Annotated in this window: 13 protein-coding genes and 1 tRNA gene; 4 read left to right on the top strand and 10 right to left on the bottom strand. The window is 40.0% G+C overall.

All coding sequences use genetic code 11. The features are described from left to right. Window positions 1-10 precede the first annotated feature (10 nt). A complete protein-coding gene (locus tag IEE83_RS24365; protein ID WP_228101956.1) occupies window positions 11-1,213 on the top strand; it encodes a serine hydrolase in 1,203 nt (400 codons plus the stop codon). A gap of 2 nt (window positions 1,214-1,215) precedes the next feature. Here IEE83_RS24365 and IEE83_RS24360 read toward each other — a convergent pair whose 3' ends face one another. Next, window positions 1,216-1,605, bottom strand: coding sequence for a MerC domain-containing protein (locus IEE83_RS24360; protein ID WP_194123082.1), 390 nt, complete (start codon window positions 1,603-1,605; stop codon window positions 1,216-1,218). A gap of 204 nt (window positions 1,606-1,809) precedes the next feature. Here IEE83_RS24360 and IEE83_RS24355 point away from each other — a divergent pair, with 204 nt between their 5' ends. Further along, entirely contained in the window at window positions 1,810-2,226 is a 417-nt protein-coding gene (locus IEE83_RS24355) for a Fur family transcriptional regulator (RefSeq protein ID WP_194123081.1), read from the top strand. A 53-nt stretch (window positions 2,227-2,279) separates the two neighbouring features. Here the strand turns inward: IEE83_RS24355 and IEE83_RS24350 are convergent, their stop codons facing one another. Beyond that, entirely contained in the window at window positions 2,280-2,828 is a 549-nt protein-coding gene (locus tag IEE83_RS24350; RefSeq protein WP_310588564.1) for a hypothetical protein, read from the bottom strand. Between the two features lie 42 nt (window positions 2,829-2,870). Beyond that, window positions 2,871-5,192, bottom strand: a complete 2,322-nt coding sequence (locus tag IEE83_RS24345; protein WP_194123079.1) for a TonB-dependent receptor — start codon at window positions 5,190-5,192, stop codon at window positions 2,871-2,873. A 273-nt stretch (window positions 5,193-5,465) separates the two neighbouring features. Here IEE83_RS24345 and IEE83_RS24340 point away from each other — a divergent pair, with 273 nt between their 5' ends. Further along, the gene (locus tag IEE83_RS24340; protein WP_310588563.1) at window positions 5,466-6,233 is read left to right on the top strand and encodes a hypothetical protein; all 768 of its coding nucleotides are present in this window, start codon (window positions 5,466-5,468) and stop codon (window positions 6,231-6,233) included. 7 nt (window positions 6,234-6,240) lie between these two features. On the opposite strand, the gene IEE83_RS24335 is transcribed toward IEE83_RS24340, so the two are convergent. From IEE83_RS24335 to IEE83_RS24315, 5 genes are all read right to left on the bottom strand, one after another. Then, window positions 6,241-7,302: a 6-bladed beta-propeller gene (locus IEE83_RS24335; RefSeq protein WP_194123078.1), complete on the bottom strand. Its 1,062-nt coding sequence runs from the start codon at window positions 7,300-7,302 to the stop codon at window positions 6,241-6,243. A gap of 233 nt (window positions 7,303-7,535) precedes the next feature. After that, the gene (locus IEE83_RS24330; protein ID WP_194123077.1) at window positions 7,536-8,498 is read right to left on the bottom strand and encodes a 1-phosphofructokinase family hexose kinase; all 963 of its coding nucleotides are present in this window, start codon (window positions 8,496-8,498) and stop codon (window positions 7,536-7,538) included. A 145-nt stretch (window positions 8,499-8,643) separates the two neighbouring features. After that, a complete protein-coding gene (locus IEE83_RS24325; protein WP_379992744.1) occupies window positions 8,644-9,414 on the bottom strand; it encodes an SDR family NAD(P)-dependent oxidoreductase in 771 nt (256 codons plus the stop codon). Window positions 9,415-9,531: 117 nt separating this feature from the next. Next, the gene (gene clpX, locus IEE83_RS24320; protein ID WP_194123075.1) at window positions 9,532-10,776 is read right to left on the bottom strand and encodes an ATP-dependent Clp protease ATP-binding subunit ClpX; all 1,245 of its coding nucleotides are present in this window, start codon (window positions 10,774-10,776) and stop codon (window positions 9,532-9,534) included. Between the two features lie 362 nt (window positions 10,777-11,138). Beyond that, a complete protein-coding gene (locus IEE83_RS24315) occupies window positions 11,139-11,813 on the bottom strand; it encodes a ClpP family protease (protein WP_194123074.1) in 675 nt (224 codons plus the stop codon). 297 nt (window positions 11,814-12,110) lie between these two features. On the opposite strand from IEE83_RS24315, the gene IEE83_RS24310 reads away from it, so the two are divergent. Next, window positions 12,111-12,488: a helix-turn-helix domain-containing protein gene (locus IEE83_RS24310; RefSeq protein WP_194123073.1), complete on the top strand. Its 378-nt coding sequence runs from the start codon at window positions 12,111-12,113 to the stop codon at window positions 12,486-12,488. A 957-nt stretch (window positions 12,489-13,445) separates the two neighbouring features. On the opposite strand, the gene tig is transcribed toward IEE83_RS24310, so the two are convergent. Next, a complete protein-coding gene (tig, locus tag IEE83_RS24305; protein WP_194123072.1) occupies window positions 13,446-14,789 on the bottom strand; it encodes a trigger factor in 1,344 nt (447 codons plus the stop codon). A gap of 156 nt (window positions 14,790-14,945) precedes the next feature. Beyond that, window positions 14,946-15,027 (bottom strand) — tRNA-Leu (locus IEE83_RS24300). Window positions 15,028-15,135: the final 108 nt, after the last annotated feature.

Raw genomic sequence — 15,135 nt, 5'->3', positions numbered from 1 at the left:
TTTCATTAGCATGATCGCCCTGCCATCAATGGCGCAGATTCATAACGGACAGTTTTTAGAGAAGTTATTAAAAAAACATTCAGCCGGACTGGCTAATGTTTTGGACAATCCTGATAAATATGAAGTGCAGATTTTATACACTAAAATTGACCGGAATAATAAAAATGAGCCAAAATTTACAACCTATGGCTACCATGTTAATAAAGCCCAATATTTCTATCCCGCCAGTACTGTAAAACTTCCCGCAGTATTATTGGCTTTGGAAAAAGTAAATAAACTCGGAATTGATAAATATACACCGATGTTTACCGGCGCTGATCGTCCGGAAGAAACGGCTGTAAAAGCAGATACAACAGCTGAGGACAAATTGCCGTCAGTAGCGCATTATGCAAAAAAAATACTTCTCGCAAGCGATAATGATGCTTTCAACCGGTTATATGAATTTATCGGGCAAAAGGATTTCAATGATTCCATGCAGTCCAAAGGATATAAAGATGTAAGAATAGCGCACAGACTGGAATCTGCTATCGGTACTGAAAATAATCGTTATACTAATCCAACCCGTTTTGAAAAGGACGGAAAAGTGGTTTACGAGCAGCCGGGAAAATATTCTGATCAGAAATTTATTTCTCCTGAGCCAATTAAAAGAGGAAAGGGATATTTGAAAAACGGTGTATTGGTTAATGAACCATTTGACTTTACTGAAAAGAACTATTTCGCCCTTGAAGATCAGCACAAACTTTTAAAAGCACTTTTCTTTCCGGAAAGTGTGCCGGTCAAAGAACGTTTCAACCTGACAAAAGAAGATTACCGTTTTGTCTATCAGTATATGTCGCAATTTCCTGTGGAAACGGAATTTCCGGCAAATTACACGGACGACTATTACGATGGTTATGTCAAGTTTTTATTATTTGGAGGGACAAAAACCCGGCTTCCACGACATATCCGTTTGTTCAATAAATGCGGAGATGCTTATGGATATTTGCTGGATAATGCCTACATCGCAGATTTTGAAAAAGGAATTGAATTTATGCTGACAGCCGTAATTTATTGCAACGAAGATCAGATTTTCAATGATAATAAATACGACTATGATGAAATCGGCCTGCCTTTTATGCGCGATTTAGGAAAAGCGGTATTTGATTATGAATTGGAAAGACATCGTGCAAACCGTCCGGATCTTGGCCGTTTTGAAGTTCGGTACGACAAATAAATTCAGGAAACTTTCAGTTTGATTCTTGGTGCAATTTGGCAGATATACAGATTGATGAAATGCCCTGTGATCAATAATATCGACCCGATATACCCCAGCCAGTGAAGTATATAGTGGCGGTTTTCGAAAATCAGAGAGACTGCAAAGATCATTAATGCGCCCCAAAGTAATATTTTCAGCAAAATCGATTTGTGATCTTTTGTTGCAAAATAAACAGCAATTCCATTGATGATTATAAAAAGATAATCAAGCGAAATAAATCCAAAATGCATGTGATGGTTATGCGTAAATGCCGTTCCCATTGCGAGTGCAGGCATGGCTATGCAGTGTATAATACATAAAACGGAGCCAAGTATTCCTATATAATCTGCCTTGTTATGCGTGTGAGTCATTACTGATTTTGTACGGTAAGGATACAAAAGTAAAACTTCATGTATTTAAATGCAACATTGTTGCAAAATATTTTGTTTATATTTTAGGTTTGAAAAAGGAAAAGAATTTGTCTTTACACCGATTTTCGTGAACTTCGAACTTAACTTTGGCAGGAAAGGTTTTTAAGGTAGCCGATACCAGCAAAGAAATTAAATTGGTACATAATGGAGCAGTTAAGAGAAACACTAAAAGGTCATCATTTACGTACTACAACGTGTCGTGAAGATGTTCTTTCAGCTTTTATAAATAAAAAAAATGCGCTTTCACATGGTGATCTGGAAGGAGCGTTAGGGGAGAGCTACGACCGTGTAACGATCTATCGAACTTTGAAAACCTTTTTGGAAAAAGGGATTATCCACAAAGTTCTGGATGATGAAGGATTGCGTTATGCGCTTTGTTCGCATCAGTGTTCAGAAGAAAAACATCAGCACGACCACATCCATTTCAAATGCAGTTCTTGTGGTAAAACGAATTGTCTGGAAAATTTACATATCCCGAATGTTGCTTTGCCCCAGGGATATCACCCTGCAAGTTTTAATTTACTGATTCAGGGAACTTGTCCTGAATGTGTCGCTGAATAAATATAAAAAGGGAGACCGGTAAAACACCAGTCTCCCTTCTTTATTACTTCCACCTATTTAACTTTCAGATTAAAATCAAGGTTTACATCATCGCTGCCCGGCGTGATTGTGCCATTTTTGGCATTTGGCTGATGACGAAGCTGCACTTTTAAAGTTCCTGTACCTGCGGCACCTGCTTTCGCTGTTCCTGTTAAACCAATCGGATAACCGTTCGTATCTTTATCACCATAAGTATAAGTCAAAAGCGTTGTAGGATTTGGTGTGTAAACCAACAAATGCTCGTAAGCTTTTTCCTTGATTTCTGCTGTGATATCATCAATCGGCGTTTTACTTTCATCCAGGAATGCGGGTGTCAAAGTATAACTTGTGTTTGCTTTCAAAGAAATAGTATCAAATTTGGTTGGTGCATTTCCGCCATCTCCGTCCGGATCTTTGTAAGCAAAAGTGGTTACGGTACCGGTCCCAACTTCGGTAAAAGTCAGTGTAACAGAAGTGATTAATTCATTTTCATCATCAGCTTCAACTTCATCACCAGAATCTTTGCATTGAGTGAATAATGCGGCAATGCCAAAAAGTAGCATCCAGGTTAATTTACGGTTCATGTTCATCTATTGTTTTGTTAAATAAAAAAGAGTAATATTTTTTTACGCTCCGAATTTCCATTTGAGACGAAGCGAAGCATTACGGCCAATGTCATCAGCATAATACCGGAACCGGTTCATATAGTCCCGATACACCGTATTGAATAAGTTTTGAACAGAAAGTCCGATTTCCAGCTGTTGTTTATTGGATATGTGAATGGTGCCACCAGCCTGAATATTCCAAAGTGAATAAGCTGCTGGCGGAGGCATGAAATCACTGTTCGGCGGTACACGTTTTTGGCGCGCTACCCAAAGATTTCCAACAGAAAAAAAGACATTATGAAGATTTGCCAATGCGGGAATTTCATATTTTACCTGGTTATCCCACCTGTTTGCAGGAATCATCACCAGATAATTGTCATTGCGGGTATCGTAAGCTTTCAGGTAACTTAACTTGCTCGTTGCTGTAATATTTTTGACAAACTGCCAGGCAGCAGAAACATCAATCCCCTTAAAAGAAGCATCTGTTTGCGTGTATTTAAAATATGGAAATGCACCTCTGACTGTTAAAATCGGTTCAGGTTGAGGTTTTAGGTAAATAAAATCCTTGATATAATTGAAATAACCACCAATTTCTATCGTCAATTTTTCGCTTGCATATTTTATGCTGGCAATGGAATTAAAAGCTTTTTCAGGATGCAAAGTGGAATCACCTTTTTCGAAAGCCGCGGCTCCGTGATGCACGCCGTCGCTGAACAATTCACTGACATTAGGCGCGCGCCAGGTACTGCCGGCATTGATACGCGCGGACAAATGTTCTGTTAAATTCCGGGTTGCACCAACCGTTCCCGAACCATTATGAAAATCAAAATAATTCGAAATTTTCTGCCGGCTCACAATCCTGTGGGTGCTTAGTTTGCGGTAATCATAACGGACGCCTGCTTCAAATTCCCAGTCGTTTTTTACATATCTTTCAATCCAGAAAACACTGATATTAAATTGATTGAAATTTGGAATGAGCGGTCTTCCCGTCATCAGATTGTATTGGTATAATGTGCTTACACCAACTTGTCCGGCGATTTTTCCTGCAATCGGTTTGTGATCCCAGATCACATCATTTGTCAGCGTATTGAGTTTGAAAGTAAGCTCAGGATGATTCAAAGCTGCTATTGAATCATTTCTTGGAACATGTAAATCATACTCATTCCGGTTATTGACCTGTTGCGCGATTGTCCACTGCAAACGGTTACCATCCTGAAAATTATAATGCGTTTCTGCTTTAAGCAGATCATGCGTTACGTTTTGGTCAGGTCTTCCGATCTTATAGCTAAATCCTGATTTTACGAAAGGTTCGCCATTATTTATAACGTTGAGTAAATCGGTTACACTGCCAATATGCGAGCCTGAAAAGATTCCGATTTTGGTATCAAAACGGCTGTAAAAAAGATCAATTCCAAAACCTTTGTGACGATAGCCGGCGCCAAGCGAAAAATTCTTTTCACTGATTCCTGTGTTGTCAAGAAAGTAGTTTGGTGTGCGAAGATTACCTCCACGTTTGATGGTTCCCTGTGCGCGCCAGCCAAAACCGGACAATCCTTTTATTCCGCCTTGCACGGTTGAGGAAGCAACGCCTTGTCTGCCATTTGTAAAACCAACAAGATTTACTTCACCACTCAGCGGTTTGTTGAATGGTAATTCTTCGGGTTCAACCAAAATCACACCACCAATAGCATCAGAACCATACCGGACTCCAGCTGCACCTTTTATCACTGACAGGCGTGTTGCAACAAATGGGTCAATTTCCGGAGCATGTTCAGAACCCCATTGCTGACCTTCCTGCCGCACGCCACTATTCATAATTAATACCCGGTTGCTGTGCAAACCGTGGATAACGGGTTTCGAAATCGAAGAGCCGGTTTGCATGGAGGTAACACCGGTTATACCTTTCAAACTTTCACCCAATGTTTGTCCCCTGGTTTGTTCAAGATCATTTCCTGAAATCGTAGTCAGCGGCTGAGATGATGGAGCATCCGTTCTTTGGGCTGTAATTTCTACATCTTTTAAATGAACTTCCTGTTCAAGAAGTGTGAAATTTTGTTCATGTCCTGCGGTTAGATCAATTGTTTGTTTGTAAACACTGTACCCTACAATCCGGGCTTCAAGCTGATAGGAACCAGGACATAAATTCCTGATTTCATATCGTCCTTTATTATCCGTAAAAACTCCATTCGTTGTACCTGTCAATAAAACAGTTGCTCCTACAATTGGCTGGCTGCTATGTTGATCGAGAACAACTCCTTTGATAAAACAGGTACAAGAAGGATTTTGTCCATAGCTAATAGATGAAGTGATTATGATCAGGTGTAAGAAAAGGTATTTTTTCATCAGTTATCATAGGCGGAGATTTTTTGAGGAATAGCTGATTCTCAAGATGAAAATATTCTTAATCCTATATTCTCCGGGTTATATTCAAAATTTGGAGTGAAATGGCTATTGCGCAGAATTTCCTTTTTGCTACAACGTTGCAAAAGTATAATTTATGCAACTAGGTTGCAATATTATTTTGAATTTTCTTCTTAGCTTTTGTTTTAACCTTGTAAATTTGAAGACTGATTGTTTGGTGAAAAGCAGCGCAGACTACCGTAAATCCTGAAAAAAGTGCATAATCTTTTACTGATTAAAATACTCCTGATGCCGCCGCTGATCGCTGGCGTTACGCTTTCTGTTAGAAAATGGGGTGAAGGATTTGGTGGCTGGCTGGGAGGATTCCCCTGGATTGCAGGCCCGATTTCAATTTTTATAGCCATTGAAAACGGTGCAGATTTTGCAGCTTCAACGGTGCCATCCGCTTTGATGGGTTCAATCGGTACAACTTTTTTTGCTTTGATTTATTCAATAGCGGCACCAAGAATGCATTGGCTGCCGGCTTTGCTACTCAGTTATGTAGCTTTCTTTATTGTTGCGCTCGCTTCATTGGGACGCACGCCATCACTTCCTTTTGCCGTAGCTTTAAATTTGATTGTATTGACAGGCGTCTTGTATATTTTTCCAAAACCAAAAGACAAACCCGAATATAAAAAACATCCGGTTTATGACATTCCGTTAAGAATGTTTGTCGCGACTTTGTTTGTGGTTTTACTAACCCAGCTTGCAGAGAAGCTGGGTCCTACGTGGAGCGGGATTTTGACGCCATTTCCTATCATGACTTCTACCTTAGCCGTCTTTACGCATATACAACAGGGTTCGCAGGCAACGGCCAGAATTCTTTACGGACTTCTTTCGGCGAGTTATGGTTTTGTAATTTTCCTGATTGGCGTTTGGTGGCTGGTACCAATTATGCATGTTGGATTGGCATACGGAATCTTAGCCATTGTTACGATGTCTGTCAATGGGTTGGCGATTAGATTAATTAGACAACAGAGTTAGGGATTTTTTAAACCCGTTCCAGTTTCACCGGATATGTTTTCTTCGCATTCCACTGACAAACATAAATGTTTTTGTCCTGATCAATACAAACATCATGGCAGTGCATGAAAATCGGTTTGTCCTGCACCATGAGCTGCAATTTTCCATTCAAATATTCAGGTTTAGTACCGCCCGGATTGGAAATTACTTTATTGTTTTTATCCAGAATTGTTACAAAACCAGAATCTGGTGTTTGATTTAAATAGCGCAAACGTGACCAGCAAACTCCGGAATATAAAGTATCTCCATCAAAAACCGGCCGACAAACAAATGCACCCGGCAGGAAAATAGTCGACAGATATTTTCCATCCAATGTGAAACGTTTGAAAGCGTTATGTGCGCGTGAAGTAATCAGCAGGGTAGGATTTGCCTTGTCACGACTGTCAATTGCGATACCATGCGCAGTTGAAAATTGGCTGTCGCCATCACCCGGTCCACCGAATTTATCTATGAATTCACCTTTTGGGGTGTATCTTAAAATCCATTGTGAACCATATCCATCAGCGATATAAATCGTGCCGTCGGGACCAATTGCTGTTTCGGTTGGTTTAAAAGCATCTGCTTCTTTATATGCCCCAACTTTTGATGGATGTTCAATCGTCAAAAGAATTTTTCCTTTCAAATCTGTTTTGAAAACTTTTCCTATGTTCGGATCACACACGAAGAGGAATTCTTCTCCATTTGCATTCCAAAGCGTAAGTCCGTGCCCGCCGGGAAAATCGTGGCCCCAGCTATCCAATAATTTACCGGAACGATCGTAAATCAAAATATTATTTTTAACCTCATCACCCACCATGATTAAACGCCCCTTGCTATCCTCAACCATTTCATGACAGTTATTGATAGGAAATTTGGAAGCATCCAGATTTCCCCAGCCCTGATGAACCCGGTAACGGTGTGTTCCATGGCCTATTATTTCTCCATCCGCCTTTGGTTTGGCGTGAAGAATATAAAATGGTTTGAAAGTAAGTGCTGCTGCGGTAACAGCTGCAACTTTGGCGAATTGGCGGCGGGAATGGTTGTCGTTCATGAAAAGAGGTTTTTCAAGAAAAGACGGTGAGGTTAATTTTCTATCTATTTTATATAAAAAAGACCTTGCAAGTTTATGATTGCAAGGTCTTGGATTCCTTGTTAGGTATAATGAATTTGGGAGAATTGTTATGTCACCCTTTCAGGGTTTGGTTTATTGATAATTCAGCCACTTCTATAATAATGTCATCCTTTCAGGATTGGTGGATATTAGAAATCCCTGACAAAACTCGGTTATGAATTTCCGGAATAGCGTTTTCCGTAGCGGTTCAGCCAGTCCATTAATTTATTTACATCCTGCATTTTAAATAATTCACTACCCGCATTCATTGTAGCAGCTGATCCGCAGGCAACACCCATACGAACTGCTTCACGTAAAGATTTTCCCTGAGAAAGCGTCCATACAATTCCGGCTACCATACTATCTCCGGCACCAACTGCACTTTTTTTCTTAACCGGTGGCGCAGGAATATGTTCAACCTGATCTTCTGTAACAAGCATCGCACCCATCGCACCCATGGAAACAACTACAACTTCACATTGATTACGGATAATCAACGCACGGGCCGCATCATCCACATCATCCATTTCCAGTTTGTCAACACCAACAAGCTGACTTAGCTCGGTAATATTTGGTTTCAACAAATATACCCCTGCTTCTGTGGCAGATTTAAGCGCATCTCCCGAGGCATCTGCAATGAATCTTGCACCTTGCTGATGGGCAATTTTTGCAATTTGTCCGTAAAAATCGTCAGGAGCGCCAGGCGGCAAACTTCCGCTGGCTATGATATAGGAAGGTTTTGGATCAAATTCTTCAATAGTTTCCAGAATAGACCGGACTTCGGTTGGCATCAATTCTGAACCCGGAACACCAAAGCGATACTGAAAACCGGTACTGGTTTCCAGAACGTGGAAATTTTCACGAGTCCATTGTTTTGTTTCAATAACGAGCGTTTCTACGCCTTCACTTTTTACCAGTTTATGTAAACGTTGTCCGGTTGGACCGCCAATTGTGAAAATGGCGATAGGATTTCCGCCCAGCCGGTGAATGGCTTTTGCTACATTAATTCCACCTCCGCCAGCTTCAAAATTAGGCGTATCACAACGCAGCTTATTTTCCGGGACTATGCGATCCACGTTCGCACTTTTGTCCAGAGCCGGGTTAATGGTTAGTGTTACAATCGGTCCGGTAGCCATATTTTTGGTAGTAAATTTATATTAAATAGAAACCAGTTGTTAATAATGCATTTATATGAACCAAATTACGATAATATAAACAGAAAAGTAACCGTCGATTCCTCCATTTTCTTTTACAAAATTGTCATCAGCACAATTTCGGGTATTAGCCTTCCGTCAGATTCCAGCCGCCATCAACGGTCAGCGTCTGACCTGTTGTGAATTTTGAATATTCAGACATAAAGTAAACAGCCGCTCCATCAAGATCTGCCGGTAAACCAAAACGTCCTCCGTTCAATGTTTGTTTGGCACTGATAAACTCTTCAATTTGTAAGTCTTTGTTCTCCGGATTTTCAATAATAGAAGGGGCAATGACGTTGATCCGGATATTATTTGGCGCATAAGTCGCAGCGATCGATCGTGAAAATCCAATTACGGCAGATTTTGCTGTTGCATAAGCGTGCGCAGAAAAATGTCCGGGAAAAGGAGTGAAATCAAGTGCAGAACTCATATTTAAAATGGCACCGCTTTTTCCCATACCTAGAAATGTCTGAACGGCAGCCTGATTCGATAGCATAAGCGAAGTCAGATTTAAATCAAGCGTATTGTTCCAGGCACTTAATGTTAGTTGATGCAACGGACCGTCACCATATTTTTTTCCGCTGCCACCGGCAACGTGATAAAGTCCATCGAAACTTCCAAATTCACGAATACACAATTGTATTGCTTCCAAAGAAGTATTCGGCTGCGTGGCGTCACCTTGCTTGGCGCGGGCCTGACTTCCTAACTGTAATTCCGCTACCAGGCAATTTTCCGGATTCCTCCCTACCACTACCACATTTGCGCCATGCTTTACAAAAGCCTTGGCCGCAGAAAATCCCAAACCCGTTGTACCTCCGATAATTACGATTGCTTTATTTGTCAGCCAGTTTTCCATACGTTCCATTTTTTATGCAAAATAGAACTATTACCATAGAATTTAAAATAAAAAGCACCTTGTCGCTCTGAAAACAGAAACAACAAGGTGCTTTTATTTTAACTATAAATCGTAAGTCTATGCTACCGAACGAAGCAAAGACATCGATGATTTGCTGAATTTTTCCTGAGCATAATCCAGTGTCATGGTAAATTCCTTCACATCTTTTTGTGATGGTAGATCAAACATGGCATCGGTCATAATGGATTCACAAATGGCACGAAGTCCACGTGCACCCAGTTTACAAAGCATAGCCTGATCTACAATAAAATCAAGAACTTCTTCTGTAAAGTGAAGTGTAATACCTTCCATTGCGAAAAGTTTGCTGTATTGTTTTACCAAAGCATTTTTTGGTTCAGTCAAAATACGGCGCAAAGTTTCACGATCAAGCGGATCCAAATGCGTTAGCACCGGAAGACGACCGATCAATTCAGGAATTAAACCGAAAGATTTCAAATCCTGAGCTGTTACATAACGCATTAAATTACCTTTATCAAAAATTTCGATGATACGGTTATCACCCGAAAATCCGATTGGACGCGTATTGATACGTTTGGCAATATGGCGTTCAATACCATCAAATGCGCCTCCGCAAATAAAAAGAATATTTTCAGTATTGATCGTAATCATTTTCTGGTCCGGGTGTTTACGACCTCCTTGCGGCGGAACGTTAACCGAAGAACCTTCCAATAATTTCAGAAGCGCCTGCTGAACACCTTCACCGCTTACATCACGGGTAATAGATGGATTGTCCGATTTGCGGGCAATTTTATCCATTTCATCAATGTAAACAATTCCTCTTTCTGCTGCTTCAACATTGTAATCAGCTGCCTGCAAAAGACGTGTCAGAATCGTTTCAACATCTTCTCCAACATAACCTGCTTCCGTTACAACGGTTGCATCTGCAATACAAAAAGGTACCTGAAGAATTCTTGCAATGGATTTTGCAAGATAAGTTTTACCAGTTCCGGTTTCGCCAACCATGATAATGTTTGATTTTTCAATCACAACATCGTCGTCGGTAGCTACCTGGTTAAGACGTTTGTAATGGTTGTAAACTGCCACAGCAAGCGAACGCTTGGCATCATCCTGTCCTATCACATATTGTTCAAGAAAACGTTTGATCTCTGTTGGAGGAATCGATTTAAGTTTTGGCAACTTCGTTTTCTTATCTTTTTTATCGTCTTTGGAATTTAGCTCTTCGGTAATAACCTGATACCCCTGTGCAATACAATGATTGCAAATGTGGGCATCAATACCTGAGAGTAAAAGTTCTACTTCATTTTTTTTGCGTCCGCAAAACGAACAACTTACTTGTGCCATCGGTGAATGTATACAGTTATTGAATTACTTGGTTAAGCACATACCAGCATTTCGGTAATGTGAGAATCACTATGATAGAATATGGGTTTATAACAAAAGGATCAGACGCATTGTTCAAAAGACTGAATTGCTGTTAAATGCTTTCAACAATACGGGTTAATAATACTTGAAATAAATCGTGCCACAATAACAAAGCAGAAAAAATTCGCAGTGAATGACTTTACTTTAACGCATTGAAATATAATGATTCCGTAAAGTTCGGGCTTTTTAAACTTGTTACAAAATCCAGTTTGCACTAGAAAAGAAAAACCACCCGAAAATTACTTAACGGGTGGTTTTTCCTAGTAAGATATTTTGAAAACTTATTTATCGCGCGTCAAAACTTCGTCGATAAGTCCATATTCTTTTGCTTCATAAGCGCGTAACCATTTGTCACGATCCGAGTCAAGACCGATTTGCTCAGCAGTTTGTCCTGTATGGTTTGCAAGGATTTCGTAAAGTTCATGACGAAGTTTTACGATTTCACGGGTTGTAATTTCAATGTCAACCGATGTTCCCTGTGCTCCGCCGGATGGCTGGTGAATCATCACACGCGCATGAGGAAGTGCAGAACGTTTTCCTGCTGCTCCGCCTGCAAGCAATACTGCACCCATAGAAGCGGCAAGACTTGTACAAACCGTTGCAACGTCCGGACGAACATATTGCATGGTGTCATAAATACCCAGACCTGCATAAACAGATCCACCAGGACTGTTGATATACATAAGGATATCTTTTTTAGGATCAGCTGATTCCAAAAACAACAACTGAGCAACAATTATATTAGCAATATTATCATCAACACCAGTTCCCATAAAGATGATACGATCCGCCATTAATCTTGAAAATACATCCACTTCACGAAAGTTCATCGGACGCTCTTCAATTACCGAACGGGTCATGTTTTCAACAGTGTGGTTCATATAACCGTCAACTGTAAGGCCACTCATCCCAAGATGGTGAACGGCATATTTTCTAAATTCATTTCCGTGATTCATGAATAAACTTTAATTTAAAAATAATATGTAATGGATAGAGTACATCTTTTAAAGAACAAAAAGCCGCACTGCTTAGTTTCGAATATGAAAAAGCTGATTTCTTTCTTTGTCCTTCACAAAATTGATTATTTCCATGAATAATCCTTGTCTGTTTCGGTTATAATTTATCGAAAATTGCGAGAAGCGATTCATTGAATGCTTTTTAACTTGCAATTGTTATCTGTCAAAAGCCAATAATACGAGTAAAATTTAGTCTTTCAGAAAATCAGTATTAAAATTTATTCTGTCGATCAGACTATGAGCAATACGAACAACCCATCAGAAAAAATACGGCAGCTGCGTCTGCAAAAAGATTTGTCGCAGGAAAATATGGCTGACATGCTCGGACTTTCCACGACAGCCTATGGCGATATGGAAAGAGGAAGGACAGAACTTTCCTTTTCGCGCCTGGAAAATATTGCTAAACTATTGGATGTTTCTCTGCCTGAACTTTTGGGTTTTGAATCAAAAACGCTTTCAGAAACAGAATGGCTTCGTCAGGAAAATGAAAGGTTATTGTCTGCTAACGCCAAACTGCAAAACGAGCTGGATCTGTGGAAGAAAAGATTTGGGTCTTTGGTGACTTTGGAAATTGGGAGACAGGTACAGCAGCATCGGGAACCGATTGGGTTTTGATATATTTACTATATAATTGATTACAAGTCTATTATAAAGGCTAAATTTGTGTCTTTACAAACCTAACCACAATTTGATATGGAAAAGCATATAAAATTTGATAAGCCGATTCCGGAAACGATCAAGAAGGCATTAAAGGAAAAACGATAATGGCGAGAAAAAGTCCAGTCGGGAGAAATTAAATTGAGTCCATCTGAAAAAGTTTCATAATCGAGGCTATGTTAAGTGACGGAACATAGAACAAGAAGCCGGCAGCAGTTTTGAGAAAGTTCTTGGTTTTTTACAAGAGCGCGCACTTTTTCCACCTCGTTATCATTAAATTCACCAGTTTTTGATTGATCACTCGTTTGCTTTATCTTACGAATATATTTAAGACAGAAATCTATATATGTTCAAACTTTCAAAGCTCCTTACAAAGACCGGGATGATCGTTGCTTCGGGCATTTTAGTGATTGTGTTTATAATTTTTTTATGGGGTTTCCTGTCAGCAGAGTCATTCAATTGGAATGATTTCGGAATGTTTATGCTCATATTCACAGGTGTCTCGTTAATTTTTTGGGCAGTTTTTAAAATCTTCCGGATGATTAACAGTCTTGGGGATGAGCAGTGATTGGCGAGCTAGTATGCTTTTTCCATCAACAATCTCGATTCTTAAATAACGTCCGTTTCCTAAGACCGGAGCCGGCCGTGATTTGACTGCCTAAAATGATTCAAAAACTGTATCATTTTGTCATTTCACAAATCAAAATATCGTTTTAATAATTGCCCTAAATTAGTGAGACTAAATTACCTTTCACATTTATTCCGGATCTTCTGGAGCCGGAAGTAGCGATTGTTCTTTTAAGCTAGAACCTTCCACGGCAGCTTTACCAACGCGAATTATAGCCACAAAATAAACGAGGTCAACTTTCGAAAAAGTTGACCTCGTTTATTTTATCAAAATGAATTACTTAAAAACTAAGCAACCTCACCTTTTGCAAGTTTTTCGAATTCAGCAACATCGATTGTCTGCTCATCCGTAGCAACCTGGCTGCGAACGATATCGATGATTTTGTTATCAAAAACCTGATTGAAAATCTGAGAATAGTTGTCACGTTCTTTGTCTGCAAGGTAACCTTGTGCAACGCGGTCGATCGTATCGCCCATGCTGTCGTCGTCACCGTACATGCCAAACTGTCCGCGAACCATTTGTTTTGTGAATTCAAGGATTTCAGGATATTCCACCTTCACGCCCTGAGCATCAGCAATTTTATTTTTAATCAGGCTCAATTTCAATGATTTCTGGAAATCTTCGAATTGTTCCTCGATTTGCTCACGTGTGAATTTGCCTTCGTTGGTGCGTTCCAGCCAATCTTTAAGGAAATCTCCAGGAAGATCGATTTGGATAGAATCAATTAAAGCAGTTTCAAGATCACGACGAAGCAATGCTTCTGTTTCGCGCTCGTAGTTTCCTTTAATTACTTCCGTAACTTTCTCATTGAAAACTTCTTCGCTGTCAGCTACGCCTGGTCCAAGTACTTTATCAAAAAATTCCTGGTTAACCTCTGCTGGTGCAGAACGTGTGATGTCTTCAACGATCAAAGTATAGTCACCCGAAAGTTCACCGATATCTTCTTTTTTCTTGCCAGTAACGTGCGCAATCGCAGACTGGTCAGCAAAAGTATTCTGAATATCAAAAGTTACTACGTCGTCTTTTTTCAAGCCAATGAATTTAGCCTGATTTTCTTCCGCAACCTGTTTTGTAGGGATAGCAGTACGTGTTGTAAATTCAGTAGATTCCTGTTTCAATTCACCAAAAACCATATCACCCAATTCACTTACTTCCGGGTGGATGCTATCAGCAAATCTTTCACGAAGACTGTCAACAGTTTTTGTCAATTCGTTTTCGTCAGTTTGGATCGTATAACGTTTTACAGCCGGAATTTCAGAAAGATTAACTTCGAAATCAGTTGCAACACCAAGGTCATAGCTAAATTCGAAATCGCCTGGTTTGTCCCAGTTTGCTTCTTCTGCTTTTTCGCGATTAGGGATTGGATCCCCAACAACCTGTAATTTATTTTCGCGGATATAAGTGCTTACTGCATTGCTCAAAAGACTGTTCACTTCGTCAACCAATATGCTTTTTCCATACATGCGCTGGATTACATGGCATGGTACTTTGCCAGGACGAAAGCCTTTTAAATTCACACGTTTGGAATAATCCTTGATAGATTTATCAACTTTTGGCTGATAATCATCTTTGGTTAGCGTAACTTTAAGAGAGGCCAGTGTTGGCGAATTCTTCTCTAATAAAACTTCCATGCTTATTGCTATTAGTAAATGTGCTTTTTTAGGTAAAACGCAAAACAAAAATGCCCTCAAAACAGTGTCCTGAGGGCATTTGACGGGTTAATTCGGAGCAATTCATCTTCTTATTCAGATAGGAAATATGACGCCCCGTCAATCCCTTGTTAGTTGTACGGGCGGAGGGAATCGAACCCCCACGCCTTGCGGCACTAGATCCTAAGTCTAGCACGTCTACCAGTTCCGCCACGCCCGCTCTTATTTCTTCGTCCCAATCTTCAACCCTTGTCGTTGGTTGGGAGTGCAAAGGTAGCAAAGTTTGTTTTAGATATGCAAACTTTTGGAAAAATATTTTTGAAAAATT

It is taken from the genome of Dyadobacter subterraneus, from assembly GCF_015221875.1.
In the GTDB taxonomy this organism is placed as follows: domain Bacteria; phylum Bacteroidota; class Bacteroidia; order Cytophagales; family Spirosomataceae; genus Dyadobacter; species Dyadobacter subterraneus.
Note: the sequence above shows the minus strand (reverse complement) of the source record. Positions and strands in the feature narration are given on the sequence as shown.

Coding starts and splice junctions, on each gene's coding strand:
- IEE83_RS24365 (WP_228101956.1), top strand. CDS start 11: ATGATCGCCCTGCCATCAATGGCGCAGATTCATAACGGACAGTTTTTA.
- IEE83_RS24360 (WP_194123082.1), bottom strand. CDS start 1,605: ATGACTCACACGCATAACAAGGCAGATTATATAGGAATACTTGGCTCC.
- IEE83_RS24355 (WP_194123081.1), top strand. CDS start 1,810: ATGGAGCAGTTAAGAGAAACACTAAAAGGTCATCATTTACGTACTACA.
- IEE83_RS24350 (WP_310588564.1), bottom strand. CDS start 2,828: ATGAACCGTAAATTAACCTGGATGCTACTTTTTGGCATTGCCGCATTA.
- IEE83_RS24345 (WP_194123079.1), bottom strand. CDS start 5,192: ATGAAAAAATACCTTTTCTTACACCTGATCATAATCACTTCATCTATT.
- IEE83_RS24335 (WP_194123078.1), bottom strand. CDS start 7,302: ATGAACGACAACCATTCCCGCCGCCAATTCGCCAAAGTTGCAGCTGTT.
- IEE83_RS24330 (WP_194123077.1), bottom strand. CDS start 8,498: ATGGCTACCGGACCGATTGTAACACTAACCATTAACCCGGCTCTGGAC.
- IEE83_RS24325 (WP_379992744.1), bottom strand. CDS start 9,414: ATGGAAAACTGGCTGACAAATAAAGCAATCGTAATTATCGGAGGTACA.
- clpX (WP_194123075.1), bottom strand. CDS start 10,776: ATGGCACAAGTAAGTTGTTCGTTTTGCGGACGCAAAAAAAATGAAGTA.
- IEE83_RS24315 (WP_194123074.1), bottom strand. CDS start 11,813: ATGAATCACGGAAATGAATTTAGAAAATATGCCGTTCACCATCTTGGG.
- IEE83_RS24310 (WP_194123073.1), top strand. CDS start 12,111: ATGAGCAATACGAACAACCCATCAGAAAAAATACGGCAGCTGCGTCTG.
- tig (WP_194123072.1), bottom strand. CDS start 14,789: ATGGAAGTTTTATTAGAGAAGAATTCGCCAACACTGGCCTCTCTTAAA.